This is a genomic window from Pseudomonas sp. 06C 126, assembly GCF_001855215.1.
GTDB lineage: Bacteria > Pseudomonadota > Gammaproteobacteria > Pseudomonadales > Pseudomonadaceae > Aquipseudomonas > Aquipseudomonas proteolytica.
Map to the genome: position 1 here is coordinate 20,344 of NZ_MIFU01000003.1, position 13,210 is coordinate 33,553.

Here is a 13,210-nt window from a genome sequence, read left to right on the forward strand (position 1 = left end):
GGCGCCGGTTTGCCGGCGATGGCGCCCGAAAGGGCGCCTGAGTTCCTCACTGCTGGGACAGAATGCACTCCAGCAATCCAGGAAACCGCACGGCCAATACATCGGCCCGCAAGGAGTTCATATGGGTGGTGCCAACGCTGCGCGTATGCACCAGCCCCGCATCCCGTAAAACCCGGAAGTGGTGGGACATGCTGGACTTTGGACGCCCGCCGTCCAACTCGCCACAACTGGCTTCTTCCACCCCGGCCAGGCAACGCACGATGTCCAGGCGCACGGGGTCGCTCAACGCGTAGAGCAGGCGTTCGAGGGTCAATTCTTCAGAGGAGGGATGTTTAAAGGCTCGCATGAAACGAATGATAACAGGGCTAGCATTGATTACCATAGTTCGATTAAGATCGAACTATCGAATCAAACGTTACCCTCGTTTCAGGAGCATTCCCATGGCTGCATTGTTCGAACCCTTTACGCTCAAAGACGTTACGTTGCGCAATCGCATCGCTATTCCGCCGATGTGCCAGTACATGGCCGAAGACGGCATGGTCAATGACTGGCACCACGTCCACCTCGCCAGCCTGGCCCGTGGGGGCGCCGGCCTGGTGGTGGTCGAGGCGACCGCCGTGGCCCCTGAAGGCCGGATCACTCCCGGTTGTACCGGTATCTGGAGCGATGCCCATGCGCAAGCCTTCGTACCCATGGTGCAAGCGATCAAGGCAGCAGGCTCGGTGCCCGGCATCCAGATCGCCCACGCCGGGCGCAAGGCCAGTTCCAACCGCCCATGGGAAGGCGACGACCATATCCCCGCCGGCGACGCCCGAGGCTGGCAAACCCTGGCACCCTCGGCGATCGCGTTTGGTGCGAACCTGCCGAAAGTCCCCCAGGCCATGACCCTGGAAGATATCGCCCGGGTACAGCAGGACTTTGTCGATGCCGCACGCCGTGCCCGCGACGCTGGCTTTGAGTGGATCGAACTGCATTTCGCCCACGGTTACCTGGGCCAGAGCTTCTTCTCCGAACACTCCAACCAGCGCACCGATGCCTACGGTGGCAGCTTCGACAACCGCAGCCGCTTCCTCCTGGAAACCCTGGCCGCCGTGCGTGAAGTCTGGCCGGAAAACCTGCCGCTGACCGCGCGTTTCGGTGTTATCGAATATGACGGGCGTGACGAACAGACCCTGGAGGAATCCATTGAACTGGCCCGTCGCTTCAAGGACGGCGGTTTGGATTTGTTGAGCGTGAGTGTTGGCTTCACCATCCCCGACACCAATATCCCTTGGGGCCCGGCGTTCATGGGGCCGATTGCCGAGCGTGTACGTCGTGAAGCCGCTCTGCCGGTCACCTCGGCCTGGGGTTTCGGCACGCCGCAACTGGCCGAAGGGGCACTGCAGGCCGGTCATCTGGACCTGGTTTCCGTGGGCCGCGCACACCTGGCCGACCCGCACTGGGCGTACTTCGCCGCCAAGGAACTGGGCGTGGACAAGGCCTCCTGGACCCTGCCGGCGCCTTATGCGCATTGGCTTGAGCGCTATCGCTGAGGCACACGACGCTATCGCAGGCAAGCCAGCTCCCACAGTGATCCCGTTCCAACCCGGTCAAGTGTGGGAGCGGGCTTGCCCGCGATAGTGGTGGTTCAGGCGCTACTTTTCCGGCAGGTACACACAGCTATCGCAGGCAAGCAGCGCCCATTGGATCTTGTTCCACCTCGGCCGAGCCGTCGCAGTTTCTGCGGCGGCTTTTTTGTGGGCCATGGAAAGTACAATCTTCCATTTGGAACGTGCATTTTGCGCTGCGACCAAGCGCCACATACTGGTCGCGTCATTACGAACGTTCCCGGTTGTTTTATCCTGCCTTTGGCTTGAACAGGGCGCAGACGCACCAGGAATGGGGATATCCAATAATAAAGAGACAACCCATGAAAAAGCCAAACCCTCTGCTCGAAGACCTCAAGTCAGTCCTGCCCACCATTGCTGCCAATGCCTTCGCCGCCGAGCAAGACCGTAGCGTGCCTGCCGAGAACATCGCGTTGCTCAAGGGCATCGGCATGCACCGCGCGTTCTTGCCGAAGAAATACGGCGGCATGGAAATCTCCTTGCCGCAATTTGCCCAGTGCATCGCCCTGTTGGCGGGCTCGTGCGCAAGTACCGCTTGGGCCATGAGCCTGCTGTGTACTCACAGCCATCAGATGGCAATGTTCCCGTCAAAGCTGCAGGACGAGGTCTGGGGCACTGACCCGGACGCCACCGCCAGCAGCAGCATCGCGCCGTTCGGGCGTACCGAAGAAGTGCCCGGTGGCGTGACCTTCAGCGGCGAGATGGGCTGGAGCTCAGGCTGCGATCATGCCGAATGGGCGATCATGGGCTTTCGCCGCAAAAACGCCGAAGGCACCCAGGATTATTGCTTCGCCGTGCTGCCGCGCAGTGACTACACGATTCGTGACGACTGGTTTGCCGTGGGCATGCGCGGCAGTGGCAGCAAGACCTTGATCGTCGACCAGGCCTTCGTCCCCGAGCACCGCATCCAGAAGGCCAAGGACATGATGGAAGGCAAGTCGGCGGGCTTTGGCCTGTACCCCGACAGCAAGATTTTCTTCGCGCCATACCGTCCGTATTTTGCCAGCGGCTTCTCCACCGTCAGCTTGGGGATTGCCGAGCGTATGCTCGACGTGTTCCGTGAAAAAACCAAAAACCGCGTACGAGCCTACACCGGTGCGGCAGTCGGCGCTGCGACACCGGCGCTGATGCGCCTGGCTGAATCCACCCACCAGGTGGCCGCCGCGCGGGCGTTGCTGGAAAAGAGCTGGGACGACATCGCCGAGCACAGCGAACGCCATGAATACCCCAGCCGCGGCACCCTGGCGTTCTGGCGGACCAACCAGGGCTACGCCACCAAAATGTGCATCCAGGCGGTGGATCGCTTGATGGAAGCGGCGGGCGGCGGCGCCTGGTTTGAAACCAACGAGCTGCAACGTCTGTTCCGCGACGCTCACCTCACTGGGGCGCATGCCTATACCGACTACGACGTTTGCGCACAGATCCTGGGGCGTGAACTGATGGGCCTGGAGCCGGACCCGGCAATGGTCTGACCCACCACTCTTTACCTATAAGAACAATCAGGGCAGGGCCATCGGCCTGCCCGGGAGCCTTGCATGTCTACTGAAAACCCAAGCACCGCATTCGATACCCGCGCATTTCGCCGCGCCCTGGGCAATTTCGCCACCGGTGTCACGGTGGTGACCGCAGCTGATGCCCACGGGCGCAAGGTCGGGGTGACCGCCAACAGCTTCAACTCGGTGTCCCTGGACCCGCCGCTGATCCTGTGGAGCATCGACAAACGCTCGACCAGCCATGCAGTGTTCGAGACGGCCAGCCACTTTGCGGTGAACGTGCTGGCCGCCGATCAGATCGACCTGTCCAACAACTTCGCCCGGCCCAAGGAAGACCGGTTTGCCGAAGTCGAGTACCAGGCCGGCGAGGGCGGGGCACCGATTCTGGCCGACTGCTCGGCACGTTTTGAGTGTGAGAAGTTCCAGCAGGTCGACGGGGGGGACCACTGGATCATGATTGGCAAAGTGGTTGCCTTCGACGACTGCGGTCGTTCGCCATTGCTGTATCACCAGGGCGCCTATTCCATGGTGCTGCCGCACACCCGCATGACCCAGCGCGAGGAAGGCCAGCCACCGAGCAGCCATTTCCAGGGCCGCCTGAGCCATAACCTGTACTACCTGATGACCCAGGCGCTGCGGGCCTATCAGGCCAGCTACCAACCGCGTCAATTATCTACGGGCCTGCGCACCAGCGAAGCCCGGATGCTGATGGTGCTGGAGAACGACGCCGGCCTGAGCCTGGCCGAGCTGCAGCGCGAAGTAGCAATGCCGGCGCGCGAGATCGAAGAGGCGGTCAACAACCTCAAGCGCAAGGCCTTGGTACGCGATGATCAGGAGCGGGTCAAACTGACCACCAAGGGCATCGACGAAACCGAGTCGTTGTGGACCATCGCCCGTGAGCAGCAGGACAAGGTCTTCAGCCAATTCAGCGATGAACAGTTGGAGACCTTCAAGACCGTGCTCAAGGCGGTGATCCAGCATTGATAATGACGATAAAGTCGTAGCCTATCCCTTGTAGGAGCGGGCTTGCCCGCGATAGCGGTGGGTCAGGTACACCACAATCGCGGGCAAGCTCGCTCCCACAGGAATATGCGCTTGGCCGGCTGGTTGCCACCGCGATCAGATAAAGTCGAACAGAACCTGGGCAGGCAACCGGGATTTTGCCAGGCGGGCGTTGAAGTCTTCGTTGCTGCGATATCCCAGGCTTACCACCACTGAACTGGTAAACCCGCGCTCACGCAAACCCAGTTCGATATCCAACACCTTGCTGTCGAAACCTTCCATGGGCGTGGCATCAAGGTCCAGGGCTGCAGCCCCCAGCAACAGGGTGCCCAGGGCCAGATAAGTTTGTTTCTCCATCCAGTGCTGGACGTCCTTGAGGTCATAGCGATGCAAGTTGACAAAATTGTGCCGCCCTCTGTCCTGGCCTGCCTTGGCTTGCTCGTCGTGAAAGCGTCCATCGCTGGCCTCTTGGCTGAGCAGGGCCTGCAGGTACTCCTCGGTCATCTGGGTTCGGGTACACAGCACCAGCACATGGGAGGCGTCGAGGATTTTTGCCTGGTTGAAGCCAAAGGCACCTTCGGCACTTTTGGCAATACGTGCTTTGGCATGCTCACTTTCTGCGACCACAAAGTGCCAGGGTTGCGAGTTGACCGACGAGGGGCTGTTGCGCAGTTGCTCCAGCAACGGCTCCAGGGTGGCTTTGGGAATCTTGCGTGAAGCATCGAAGAGTTTGGCGGTGTAACGGCGTTTGGAAAGTGTGACCATGTCCATCATTGAGTCCCCGTTCTTGGTTAGTTGAAGCCTTGGGTGCGTTGCCGCAGGTGCGCGGCGCGGATGTCCCGTCCAGCCCTTTGGTGGGGGATGGACGGGGCCGCTTTTTCAGAAATCTTCAAATACGTTTAAAGACGCGCCTGTTCAGGCCAGCGGTGCCAACCAGCGGCGCAACGTTTCCGGGTGCCTTGCCAGCCAGTCGCTTGCCGCTTCGTCAGCCGACTGTTCGCCGCGATTGAAGGCGTCGTCGAGCTCGGCAACGATGGCGTTCGACAGGCGAATGTTGTCCAGCACCTGGATCTCGGCGGTTGTCAGTAGCGCCAGGCGATCCTCGCGAGCCAGCAGCACGGCCCGGTCGACGCTGCCGAGCAAACCCTTGGGGTCGCTGAGGTCGCGGATGCGATAGCGGTGATGCAGGAACTGCGGATGCCACAGCGGCACGACGCCCCAGCGCTGCTGGCGGTACAGGGCTTCAAAGGCGTCAATGCAGTCATCCTGGGAGCCTGTGCGGAACTGGTACCCGGCGCGGTTCAAGCCGTACTCATCCATGATCTTCAACGAGAACCGGGTAATCCCGGCCCCAGGTCCGATGCCCTGGATCAGCAGGTGCATCCGGGCGCGCACGGCTGGCTTGAGCAGGTCCTCAATGGAGGCCACCTCCTGTTCGTTCACGTAGTCAGGTACACCCCACAATGCATAGGGCTCGTAATGCAGGCCCAGTTCACGGGTGGGCGTCACCGCATCGACGGTCTGCTTGTAGATGCCGTGGCTGAACGGAATCCAGGCCGAGGCAATCATGTCGATCGCGCCTTCGCGCAATCGCTTGAAGTTGTCCTCGTGCAGGGCATATTGGCGCTCCACGGTCAGGCCCATGTGCTGCATGACCTGGGCGACTACCGCGGCCGTGGCGCGGTGGAACGACAGGTCCGTGACACCCAGCCGTACCCGCCGTGAGCCGCTGGCGATATTGGCCCGGGCGAAGTCTTGATGGGTCACAGGCAGCTTTTTACCCGGACGCCTTGGTGTGGTTTTACCCATGGTTGTTCCTTCACGATGATTGAGCGGCGTGGGACGCATGAACAGGACAGATCCGTGGCCTAGCGCGTGGGCGCCGGCGCTGCATCAATCTTCACCCGCAGCAGGCTGTAGGGTTTCTGGCGCAGATCCTTGCCCGCGTGAAAAATGCCCTGGCGATGCAGCTGGTTGGCCATGAAGTACAGGTAGCCATCCGGTCCGATGGACAGGGTGTCAGGCCAAAGCACGCGCGGGTCGTGGACGATGGTTTGCCACTGCCCATCTGCCAGGCGTTTGCGCACGCTGTTGTGTTCGTAGTCGCCGGCATACAGGGCGCCGGCGGCGTCGGCTTCGAGGCCATCGGAGGCGCCTTTTTCCCCGAGGTCCTTGACCGCCATATCGAGCCGCGCTTCGCTGACCGAAGGATCACGCAGCAGCGCAGTTGGCACCGAGTACAGATGGCGGCTGGACAGCGGGCAGAAGTACAGCGTCTGGCCGTCAGCCGACAGGGCGATGCCATCGGAGGCAACCGCAAATGGCCGGGTGCTGCCGTCGGCGTTGCGCACCTGCAAGACCTGGCCTTCGACCTTGGGCACGAAGTTGGGGTCTACCGAGGTCGACGGGGCGCCACTGAGTCGGCGTATGGCGGTGCCGCTGGCAATGTCCATGACGATGATCGCCCCCGGACCGCTGAGGGAGGAGTCGGTGATATAGATCACACCTTCATCGCCCACCCGGAAATCAAAGCGCATGTCATTGACGTAGGTGCTGGGCAGCATCACGTTTTTCGGGAAGACCAGAGTCTTGACCACTTTATTGCTGGCCAGATCGACGGCCACCAGCTTGGCGCCGCCCGGCGTTGGTGATGCGAAGCCGGGGGCGGCGGTATCCAATATCCAGATACGCCCGCGACCATCGGCCACCACACTCTGTACGCTGATAAAACCCTTGGCCGGGTCCTTCGGGTCGGCCTGGTTCAGGGCCAGGTCAGGGTAGGGCACGACCTTGCCTTCACGCAGCTCACCGACGGTAAACGGCACGGCATCGCCCCAACGTGGAAAGTTGACAAAAATCCGCCCGTTCTCGGCAACGCTGACGCCAGTGGGCATGGCGTCGTGGAAAGCGAATACCTGCTCGATGGCGCCAACGGTTTGTTCGCTGGGCAACGGCAGGCTCTGGGCTGCATGGCTGTTGCTGGCAATCGTCAAGGCCAGGATCGACCAGATAAAGCGGTGCTTGAGGTGCATGAAAAACTCCGGGAATCAGCAGGCAAAGGCGCGTTGCGGCTTATGGTGTGCGTTCCCGGCGTATGGAAAAACCCACTAATGGCGCTAACAGTTTCATCGCAATCGAGAAAGTGCACGGCGCTTGCGCGTTGCTCTGCCGCTGTTCGCCAGCCAACAGTCAATCAACAGTTTGCTGGTTTCCCCAGGTGTGAAATGTTCACGGGGCCCTCTGAATGCGCGGTTTTATTGGGCTTTTCAATCTTGGCGCAACATCTGCAACGGGGCAGGTCTGGCTACTGAAGAACGCGGAGCACGGACCACCGCACGCGCATTCCAACGAGAGGAGCAGTCCCCTATGAGCGTGCATACACTCAAACCAGCGCAGGATGTGAACTGGCCCGCCGAGTGGGTCGCCGGCTTGCCCGAGGCCTTGGAGCAATTGCAGCACTGGGCCCAGTTCCGCCCGTTGCACTGTGCGTTGCGCCACAAGCGTCATGGCCGGTGGTATGCCTGGCGCTGGATCGACGCCTTGCGTGATGTCGAACGCCTGGCCGATGGTTTGCGCCAGCACGGGTTTGGCCAATACTCGCGGCTGCTGGTGAGTGGGGCCTTTGAGCCCAATCTGTTGCTGCTGGCCCTGGCGGCCGAGGCCACTGGCGGGCAGGTGTTGACGCTGGCTGACACCCTTGAGCCCAGTGCGCTGCAGGGGCAAATCTGGCGGCTGCGCCCAACCCATGCGTATGTCCCGGACTGCCAGCAGCTGCAGCATTGGCTCACGGTCGTGGGCAGCAGCGCCGTACCGCAGGTATTGATCAGCGACCAGCAGGTACCGGGTAGTGAGGTGGTCGCCTTCACTCGATTGCTCGGCCCGGCGGAGCCGCTGCAGCGCCTGAATCGCTGGTGGCAACCCGCCGGCGAAACCGCGTTATGGAGCGAGGAGGGCACGCGCTGGCAAGGTGGCCTGGCGGTGTTACTTGAACAATGGCTCAACAGCGGCCAAGGCCTCCAGTGCGCGCCAAGGCGCCCAATGGCTGGATGAACTGAAACGCGATAGTGCATGATCGGGCAATACGTCACACGGCGACGCAACGGATTTTGGGCGCAAAGCAATTGGCATGATATTCATCCGGGCAAACAGTAAGGGCGCATTTTCATGAGTGAAACCGAACGCGGACAGGCGACAAAGGCCATCCGCAACGCCGATGTGCTGATCATCGGAGGGGGGCTGAGCGGCACCATGCTGGCCGTGCAGTTGCTGCGTTTGCCTGGCACACGGCAGATCCTGGTGATCGAGCCGCGCACGGAACTTGGGCGGGGTGAAGCCTATAGCGCGGTGGAGCTGGGGCACACGCTCAATGGCAATGCCGCGCGCATGAGCGTAGACCCGGACAACGCCGATGACTTGACCCAGTGGTTGACCGACTACATTGCTGCCGGCGGCTGGCCGGAGTCGGACCAGCAGCACGTGCCCGTCAGCGAGCTGTTCCCACCCCGGGGGATCTTCGGCCTGTACGCGCAACAGCGCCTGGCAGAGGCTCGGGCGGGGTCTGCGTCGACGCTGGAGCATGTTCGCGCCGAGGTAGTCGACCTGCAGGTGGCGCCGGGCGGTGTACTCCTGACCCTGGATGACGGCCAGCAACTGCAGGGCGCCCAGGCGGTACTGGCCACCGGCATGTTCCCGGCGGCGCGCACGCCACAAACCCAGTCCAGCGGCCTGAATGCGGCGGCGGTAGACCCGTGGGACGTGCGCGGCATGACCCAACTGGACCCACACTCCACGGTGCTGATCATTGGTTCCGGCTTGACCATGGTCGATGCCGTGGTGTCCCTGGAGCAGGCCGGTCATCGTGGGCCGATCGAGATTTTTTCGCGCCATGGCCTGCTGCCCCATGTGCGCCGGCAACCACCGACCTGGCCGGATTTTCTCGCTGAAGATCACAGCCTGCGCAGCCCGCTGCAATTGCTGCGGGAAGTGCGCCGCCAATGCCAGGGAGCCCAGGCACTGGGCATTGACTGGCAAGCGCCATTGGATACCGTGCGCGCCCATATCGGCCGTTTGTGGAGCCAGGCCAGCGAACGCCAGAAACGCCAGTTCGTGCGCCATGTTCGGCCCTGGTGGGAGAGCCATCACCATCGCTCGCCGCCGCTGAGCGCCGAGCTGGTGGCGCGGCTGCACAAGCAAGGGCGCCTGCGGATCCAGGCGGCATCGTTCCAGGGCCTGGAGCCCACGCTAAACGGCGAAGTGACCCTGCGCCTGCGCCGGCGTGGCGAGCAACACACCACGCAGGTCAGTGGTGCAGCGCTGATCAACTCCAGCGGGATCGAATACGACTGGCGCCGTGTGGCCCGCCCGTTGCCCCAGCAGCTGTTGGCGCGAGGCTTGATCCAGCCTGGGCCACTGGCGCTGGGGATTGCGGCGGATGCATCGGGTGCGGTGCTGGACGCACAGGGCGTGGCCAGTGAACGACTCTTCGCCATGGGCCCACCGCTGCGCGGCATGTGGTGGGAGAGCACGGCGGTGACGGATGTGGCAATCCAGGCCAAGGCACTGGCATGCCGATTAGGAGCCTCGTAATATCTTCAAACTTCGCTTACCAGCTTTAACTTCTTCAGGATTGCGATGCAGATGCACGCGTCCTGAAAAGCCGTCCCTACCGAAGAAAAAATCGTGGTCTCGCCTTGGTGAACTGCATACTGGCTGTTCAGCATGTCAACAATGGATGTTGAGTTTTGGTGATAATCCCCAGCCTCTTCAATTGCAGCTTTTCTATCCTCCACCAGTAAGATAGCTCGATGCAGAAGCTCCAACGGGAACTCACGCGACACCAGTGTGTGCTTGCCTACCGCGTTTATATGGGCCCCCTTTACTACGTCGCAGGCGGAGAACAAAGGGGCTGCGCAGGTGGTCGCCGTGCAGATGATGTCGGCGCCTGAGACTGCCTGGCGGGCGCTATGATGGCTGATGTATTCAATTTCACGTAAGAACCGATTTTTTGCGTCAGCTATAAAACGCTCTGTGCTTGCCCTGCTTGTAGAGCATACGGCCACCTGGTTTATCTTTCTGACGCTCAATACAGCCTCAAATACGGCCATTGCCTGAGCACCTGCGCCGATGACGGCAACTTTTTTAGAGTGGGCCATTGCCAGCAAATCAGTCGCCAATCCTGCAGTGGCGCCTGTGCGTAGCGCGGTAATGGCTGCTGCATCCATTTGGGCTTTTATCTGCCCTGTAGCGCCATCCTGTATAACGATCACTCCACTTATAGATGTTCGTCCATGGGCTTTGTTGAGCAAATGATGAGAAACAATCTTGACCATAAATAGATTGTGAGAATGAGAGTAGTAGGGCATTACCCCAAACGTTGCATGTTTCTCCTGGACTCTCACGATAGTTCGTGTTGGGTTACTGTCGTTTGAGCTGTTGTATTGACGATAGTTTTCACGAAGTACGTCAATCGCCTCTTCCATACTGATGGTGTTTTTTATCAAGACCTCATCTAATATTTTCATAGGCTACTCATGCCAAGGGTACTTGGTCGAGAGTGATCAGAAAGCTGCGCTCGTAGGATAAACATATTTGTCCATTTGCCTTGAGCCCTTTTGTTCGCACTGTTACTACGCCTTGTCCGGGACGACTGGCAGAGGGACGTTTGTGGATGACTTCGCTTTCTGCATACAATGTATCGCCGACAAATACAGGGGCTACCAGACGAACATTATCCCAGCCTAAATTGGCAATTGCCTTTGCGCTCGTGCTCGCCAGGCTCATCCCACCGACTATCGAAAAGGTCACCAGGCTTGATACCAGTATTTGTCCAAATTCGGTTTGCTTCGCATATTCTGCATTGATGTGGGCAGGATGGTTATTCATGCAGATTAACGACATCCAGACGTTATCCGCCTCTGTCACCGTACGGCCTGGACGATGTTCAAATATGTCACCAATAATAAAGTCGTCAAAGCCAAGCCCATGATCCTCACGATAGCGTCCGGGCCCAACTTTGGTTAGTTTGCTTAATGCCTTGCTGCCGGGGAGCGATTGGTTGATGTTCATGCTGGCCTCCTATTGGTTCTTGAGAGCGATTCGTTAATTTTCAAAAGCCTGCGGGCCATGATTTCGAAAGGAGGGCCTAGCATTTCCCCATCTAAGCTGGATATGGCTGTCGTTGGGCCCGCAGCTTCGAGGCATTTGATAATTGCTCGTGCTTTTTTCAGTTCGATTGCTGTCGGGGTAAATAATTTGTTTATCAGTTCTACTTGAGCTGGATGAATGGCGATTTTTCCGGAATAGCCAAATTCTTTCGCTGTTTCAATTTCTGTTCTAAGCGCTTTTTCGTTGTTCAGTTTAAAACAGGGTGAATCAATTACCATTAGCCCCATGCTGAGGGCAGCGATGGCTATATCGAATTTTATATGGGTAAGCGCGCGCTCTGCGATTTTGAAATTGATCTCCGAGGAGAGGTCAGCGCTACCTAAAATCAAGCCGCGCAGGTTTGTTCTTTCATTGACAATGGAGTCGATGCAGCGCAATCCTTTTAAAGTTTCGATGATTGCAAAGGTTTTTACTCGTTGGCCAGTAGCGGATATCAGTTCATTAAGGACTCTCAGTTCTCCGGCCGACTCTACTTTGGGGATGATCAAATATTCGGGAATAATGTTGTGGTCTAACAAGAAAACCAAGTCTCTGATGCCTTCTGGTTTGGTGAGTGTGTTAACTCTTATCGCTAGATTGCGCCGATTGTGGATAGAGTGGTCCAATGCCAGCAGTTGTTCTCGTGCAAATTGTTTTTTGTACATTGGGACTGAGTCTTCCAAGTCCAATAATACGATATCGGCGCTAGGCTCAATAATTGTCCGTTCTATATGCTTTTGGCTGGCGGGCATGCATAGCCAACTTCTAGTCAATATGTCCATATCAAGCCTCTCTTTTCAGAATGAGCAGTGTGGTGAGTACACCAAGTCCACCCAGGCATGCGGTGAGCAGTGCCACAGTTTGAATGCCGTAAGGGATAAAAAAAGTCGCAAGAGCACCAAATATTAACGCTACCAATTGTTGTAGGAAACTAAACAGCATCATTGGGTGGGCGCCGGGTATTCTGCTTACTGCCATGGCTGCTGCACATGGGTAGAGTGTTGCTTGGGCGTACCAAATAACCAGATAGGTCCCAACAACCAAGTGGATTGACATGTTTTGCCAGGCGGCCAGAAACAACACGCTGCTCGAAGCGATTAATAGGCATGCGCCAAAAATTGATAATTGGCAAACACTGACAACAGTCAAGGCTCGCCTTACAGTCAGTGCGCCTAAGTAATAAGCCAGGCCCAACCACAAGCCGAATGTGCCGTAATCGGCGCTGTTCCAACGGAAATTAGAGTGAAATACATACGCTCCGATACCTTGATAAATAATAAAAATACCATAGCCGCACCCTCCTAAAATGACCGGTAGAAAAAAACTGGGCTGGGTTGCAGTGGAGTAGTAGTTTGGCGTTAATGCGGATTCTTTTTCCACGGCGTCTAGTTTGTAAAGGCGCGTGCGTATTTTAAAAGCTAGTGCGTAGGTAAGTATCAATCCGATGATCATTAGGTATGGCAGAGCGATCCAGTTAAGGCTTGATATCAGAAAGCCGCCTACTACTTGCCCGCCGATAAGCGCAAGAATAAATGAATAGGATAATACAGACAGGTTTTTCGCAAGGGCTGCCCCTGATGAGATATCCGTTAACAGTGCTCTGCCGATCAGAGCTCCTCCGCCAGCACCTATGCCTTGCATGAGCCGGGAGAAAAAGAACACCTCGGAGCCCAAACTGAATAAGGACAGCATGCTACCGACGAATAAAGTCGCGCAGCAAACGAGAATTGCAGTGTGGCGCCCGAAACTGCGAATAAGGCGTGACATAAATACTATCGGTAGTACAGCGCCGCCCAAATAAAATAGTAGAACTTTATAGCTTTCCGTCTCTTCTGTATTCAGTATCGAGGCGAGTTGGGTTGTTGCAGGTATATATAGTGTTATACCAAGCTGGGCAATTATGGTCGTGCAACAAGCGAGTAGGAGTACTTGCTGGGGGGATGATGACATGTAAATTCCTTTTGT

The 13,210-nt window shown here is 58.2% G+C and carries 12 protein-coding genes and 1 pseudogene; 5 read left to right on the plus strand and 8 right to left on the minus strand.

Annotated features, from left to right (window positions below; translation table 11 throughout):
* Positions 1-46: 46 nt before the first annotated feature.
* Positions 47-382 carry a helix-turn-helix transcriptional regulator gene (locus BHC62_RS03185; protein ID WP_029291131.1) on the minus strand — a complete coding sequence of 112 codons (336 nt, stop codon included), beginning with the start codon at positions 380-382 and terminating at the stop codon, positions 47-49.
* Between the two features lie 58 nt (positions 383-440).
* On the opposite strand from BHC62_RS03185, the gene BHC62_RS03190 reads away from it, so the two are divergent.
* The 3 genes from BHC62_RS03190 to BHC62_RS03200 all read left to right on the plus strand — a co-directional run bounded on the left by BHC62_RS03190 (position 441) and on the right by BHC62_RS03200 (position 4,084).
* Positions 441-1,532 (plus strand): NADH:flavin oxidoreductase/NADH oxidase, encoded by a 1,092-nt coding sequence (locus BHC62_RS03190; protein ID WP_029291132.1) that lies wholly within the window; start codon positions 441-443, stop codon positions 1,530-1,532.
* A 377-nt stretch (positions 1,533-1,909) separates the two neighbouring features.
* Positions 1,910-3,079, plus strand: coding sequence for a p-hydroxyphenylacetate 3-hydroxylase oxygenase component (locus tag BHC62_RS03195; RefSeq protein ID WP_029291137.1), 1,170 nt, complete (start codon positions 1,910-1,912; stop codon positions 3,077-3,079).
* A gap of 63 nt (positions 3,080-3,142) precedes the next feature.
* Positions 3,143-4,084, plus strand: a complete 942-nt coding sequence (locus tag BHC62_RS03200; protein WP_070994197.1) for a p-hydroxyphenylacetate 3-hydroxylase reductase component — start codon at positions 3,143-3,145, stop codon at positions 4,082-4,084.
* A gap of 135 nt (positions 4,085-4,219) precedes the next feature.
* Here the strand turns inward: BHC62_RS03200 and BHC62_RS03205 are convergent, their stop codons facing one another.
* From BHC62_RS03205 to BHC62_RS03215, 3 genes are all read right to left on the minus strand, one after another.
* Complete coding sequence (locus BHC62_RS03205) at positions 4,220-4,873, minus strand: oxygen-insensitive NAD(P)H-dependent nitroreductase NfsB (protein WP_029291141.1); 654 nt, start codon at positions 4,871-4,873, stop codon at positions 4,220-4,222.
* 144 nt (positions 4,874-5,017) lie between these two features.
* Entirely contained in the window at positions 5,018-5,911 is an 894-nt protein-coding gene (locus BHC62_RS03210) for a glycine betaine ABC transporter substrate-binding protein (protein ID WP_083335408.1), read from the minus strand.
* Between the two features lie 59 nt (positions 5,912-5,970).
* Entirely contained in the window at positions 5,971-7,134 is a 1,164-nt protein-coding gene (locus tag BHC62_RS03215; RefSeq protein WP_070994198.1) for an L-dopachrome tautomerase-related protein, read from the minus strand.
* Between the two features lie 334 nt (positions 7,135-7,468).
* Here BHC62_RS03215 and BHC62_RS03220 point away from each other — a divergent pair.
* Positions 7,469-8,119 (plus strand): annotated as a pseudogene (locus BHC62_RS03220) (acyl-CoA synthetase); the annotation flags it as partial.
* Positions 8,120-8,266: 147 nt separating this feature from the next.
* A complete protein-coding gene (locus BHC62_RS03225) occupies positions 8,267-9,688 on the plus strand; it encodes an FAD/NAD(P)-binding protein (RefSeq protein WP_070994200.1) in 1,422 nt (473 codons plus the stop codon).
* Between the two features lie 5 nt (positions 9,689-9,693).
* Here BHC62_RS03225 and BHC62_RS03230 read toward each other — a convergent pair whose 3' ends face one another.
* From BHC62_RS03230 to BHC62_RS03245, 4 genes are read right to left on the minus strand one after another with little or no spacing between them, the layout of a single operon-like run.
* Positions 9,694-10,623, minus strand: coding sequence for an ornithine cyclodeaminase family protein (locus BHC62_RS03230; protein ID WP_070994201.1), 930 nt, complete (start codon positions 10,621-10,623; stop codon positions 9,694-9,696).
* A 7-nt stretch (positions 10,624-10,630) separates the two neighbouring features.
* The gene (locus BHC62_RS03235) at positions 10,631-11,167 is read right to left on the minus strand and encodes a MaoC family dehydratase (RefSeq protein ID WP_070994202.1); all 537 of its coding nucleotides are present in this window, start codon (positions 11,165-11,167) and stop codon (positions 10,631-10,633) included.
* The gene (locus BHC62_RS03240) at positions 11,164-11,997 is read right to left on the minus strand and encodes a CoA ester lyase (protein ID WP_176770963.1); all 834 of its coding nucleotides are present in this window, start codon (positions 11,995-11,997) and stop codon (positions 11,164-11,166) included. Before BHC62_RS03240 ends, BHC62_RS03235 begins: the two co-directional genes overlap by 4 nt.
* 31 nt (positions 11,998-12,028) lie before the next feature.
* Complete coding sequence (locus BHC62_RS03245; RefSeq protein WP_070994204.1) at positions 12,029-13,195, minus strand: MFS transporter; 1,167 nt, start codon at positions 13,193-13,195, stop codon at positions 12,029-12,031.
* Between the last annotated feature and the right edge of the window lie 15 nt (positions 13,196-13,210).